This window comes from Streptomyces sp. NPDC002130 (genome assembly GCF_040296465.1).
GTDB lineage: Bacteria > Actinomycetota > Actinomycetes > Streptomycetales > Streptomycetaceae > Streptomyces.
The window spans coordinates 1-2,594 of sequence record NZ_JBEOXI010000533.1; the positions used below are offsets into that span (position 1 = coordinate 1).

Genomic DNA, 2,594 nt, shown 5'->3' on the forward strand with positions numbered 1-2,594 from the left:
GCCCCTCGGCGCGCAAGACATCTGCGAGCCAGACGGGATCTCCTGTCCATGTCATTTTCAATCTCCTTACGGTGCGTAGAACGGTTGAGCCCATACGCTCAATTCGGCTCCACTGTTGAGGTACGACCATGTCGACGAACTGCCCTGGCGGGTGAGGACGACATGAAGAGTTGTAGTTGCCCCCGCGGCGACAACGCCGACAGTGGAGCTTGGATCCAAAGTGCCGGAACGAAAGTGCGGTCGGAAGCTGCAGCCTGTGTAGGACTTCAATGCCACACCCGGCCCGATCGCGACGATCTGCCCTGTCGCTGAACCGAGGCGTACCTCGGCATCGATGCGTTGGGTTCCATCTGCGCCGTTCGGCATCGACCACACGCCGCCTTGTACGAACGGGCGCCACGCGAAGGGTTGCGCCGGAATCGAGATCGATGCGACCGTGGCGGTCGTGCCCGAGATGTTGGACGCGGTACCGAAAGCGGATTCGCCGACGACCCAAGGCCCACGCCACGCCGGATATGCGATGGGCCTCCATTTGGAAGTCGCCGAGTTCCATGACGGAACCGAATCCTGCACCGGCGCAACACTGTCGTCGTAGTCAGGAGCGGTTCGGATCGGTCCCCGGCCCGCCCGGGTCGCCCTGAAGTCCTGGCCCACCTCGAGGAATTCCGAGATTGAGGACCTGATTCGGCGGCGCACCTGTCACTGTGGCCGTCGCGGATGCTCCCTGCGCCAACGTGGTCACAGTTCCGATGCTCAGCGCTGTCGGTTGCCCTGCAGGGCCTTCGGCGCCGAACGCATTCACGAAGGGGTAGAAGGATTCTCCATCCCAGTACATCACCGAGTTTTCGGAGACGAGGCGGTACGCGAAGCCGCGATGCGCAATCCCCAAAGTGGGGCGAAGGGCATCGAGCGCAGTCCGGTCGACAATGTCACCGCGCCACTTCCACGGGTACGCAGCCGGTCCCTCTGGACCCGGCCCGCCCGGATTCCCGGCACGGAGCTCGAGCAGCCCTTCGCGGGGTGTGACCTGAAAACTATTGACGGTGTTCTCGAGTCCGACACCGTCGTCGACGCCGCGCATGACGACTGTTGCGATGTATTCACCGACCGTGGCCATTTCATATCCTCAAATCACTGGTAGTGCGTAGCAGGAGAGATATCCGGGCGACTTCCACCATTTCCAAGCGTTCGCCATGGACTGTCGCTCCATCGTCAGCAGCAGAGTCACCGGAACGCCGGCGGGGACAACGCTTGCGGTGAGTCCAGTCGAAGCGTTGCGCGAGAGAGAAGGTCGGATGAAGACCTCGCCTCCGATCGTGCCCGCGATTGCGTCCCACCAGGGGTTGATGCCATAGGCCACCACCACCCCGTCGGTGGTGTTCATGCGCACATGCGCGTGAACAAAGGACTGACCTCGGGTGCCGCCCGCCGCGGCGCGGCACATCCCGTACACGTAGGGCCGCCACGCGAACGGCTGAGGCGGAATGGTCAACGACCCCATGGTCCGAACGTCGTCGACAATGCCTGCCTCGTCATCGCGGAAGTCAGCATCTGCGCTCTGCCAGGGCCCGAACCCGTTCGGAAAGGGCAATGGTCGAAACTTCTTGGTTCCGCGATTCCATCCGAAAAGCGAACCGTTGGAAGGTCCCAGGGTGTCGTCGTAGTCGGCAGATTCGACGATGTGGCCGGCCGTACCAATCGGGCCCTTGCCTCCCTTTGCGCCTGCCGGCACGGTGACCTTCAATTGCTGAGGTCCGGACCCGTCGACGATCTGCGCACCTGCCACCGTGAGTGCTGGTTCCGACGTCGTACCGGTGGCAGACAAGGAATACGGGCCTGGTCGCGGCCCCTCGGGGCCGACAGCTCCCGGCGAAGAAACCCAGCCGATGTCGGTCCACGTTTCCATGCCATTCGTAGCGAGGTTGTGCCACCAATGCCCATATTCACGGTCAGCCGGATCGAGCAGCGTCAGAGCCGAAGCATTCGTCACGGATCCACGCTTGCGCCACGTCGGCTTCGGCCGACCGCGCGTCCCCTGTGGACCTTCACGCCCGGCCGGAAGAGGTAGTGCCGCGGCGTATTCGTCAACCTCGACGTCGGCGGTCGTGACAGGAAGTCCGTACGGATCCACCTCTCGCGAGATAGTTACCTTCGCCGAAAATGTCACGTCAGACACAGGGCCTCCTTGTCGGCGTTGTGCGGGTTCGGTCAGAAGAGTCCGAAGAAGTCGGCTTCCATGCCCACGTCCTTCGAGAGAACCGAGATCACGTTCGCGAGCTGCCCGAGACGGTTCCAACCCATGACGGTCGGATCCTCGTCGGCGGCGCCATCGCCGATCGTCAGCGTCCACGTGCCTGCGACGGTGCGGTTGTCGGTGAACAAGTCCTCGGTGATGTAGTCGGTGAAGATCAGGTCACCGAGTTGGAAACCGATCTGATCGCCGTTCTCCATATGCAAGCCGTAGATGTACGGCGCGTTGTCAGTGTCGGCTTGCGCCGACCACGTAGATAATGCGCCTGTGCATACTGACCGACCAACACCGTGAGTCGGACGTCGAGTAAACGATCGTTCAGTGCCCCATGCCAATGAGATGC

Annotated in this window: 3 protein-coding genes; all 3 read right to left on the bottom strand. The window is 62.5% G+C overall.

Annotation, left to right across the window (positions count from 1 at the left end; translation table 11 throughout):
- Positions 1 to 595: 595 nt before the first annotated feature.
- Positions 596 to 1,117, bottom strand: a complete 522-nt coding sequence (locus ABT116_RS42325; RefSeq protein WP_351645823.1) for a hypothetical protein — start codon at positions 1,115 to 1,117, stop codon at positions 596 to 598.
- 9 nt (positions 1,118 to 1,126) lie between these two features.
- A complete protein-coding gene (locus ABT116_RS42330; RefSeq protein ID WP_351645826.1) occupies positions 1,127 to 2,176 on the bottom strand; it encodes a hypothetical protein in 1,050 nt (349 codons plus the stop codon).
- 32 nt (positions 2,177 to 2,208) lie between these two features.
- On the bottom strand, positions 2,209 to 2,594 hold a 386-nt coding region (locus tag ABT116_RS42335; protein WP_351645829.1), incomplete at its 5' end, for a hypothetical protein.

Excerpts from the sequence above, each read along its gene's own strand:
- ABT116_RS42325 (WP_351645823.1), bottom strand. The coding sequence starts at position 1,117 with ATGGCCACGGTCGGTGAATACATCGCAACAGTCGTCATGCGCGGCGTC.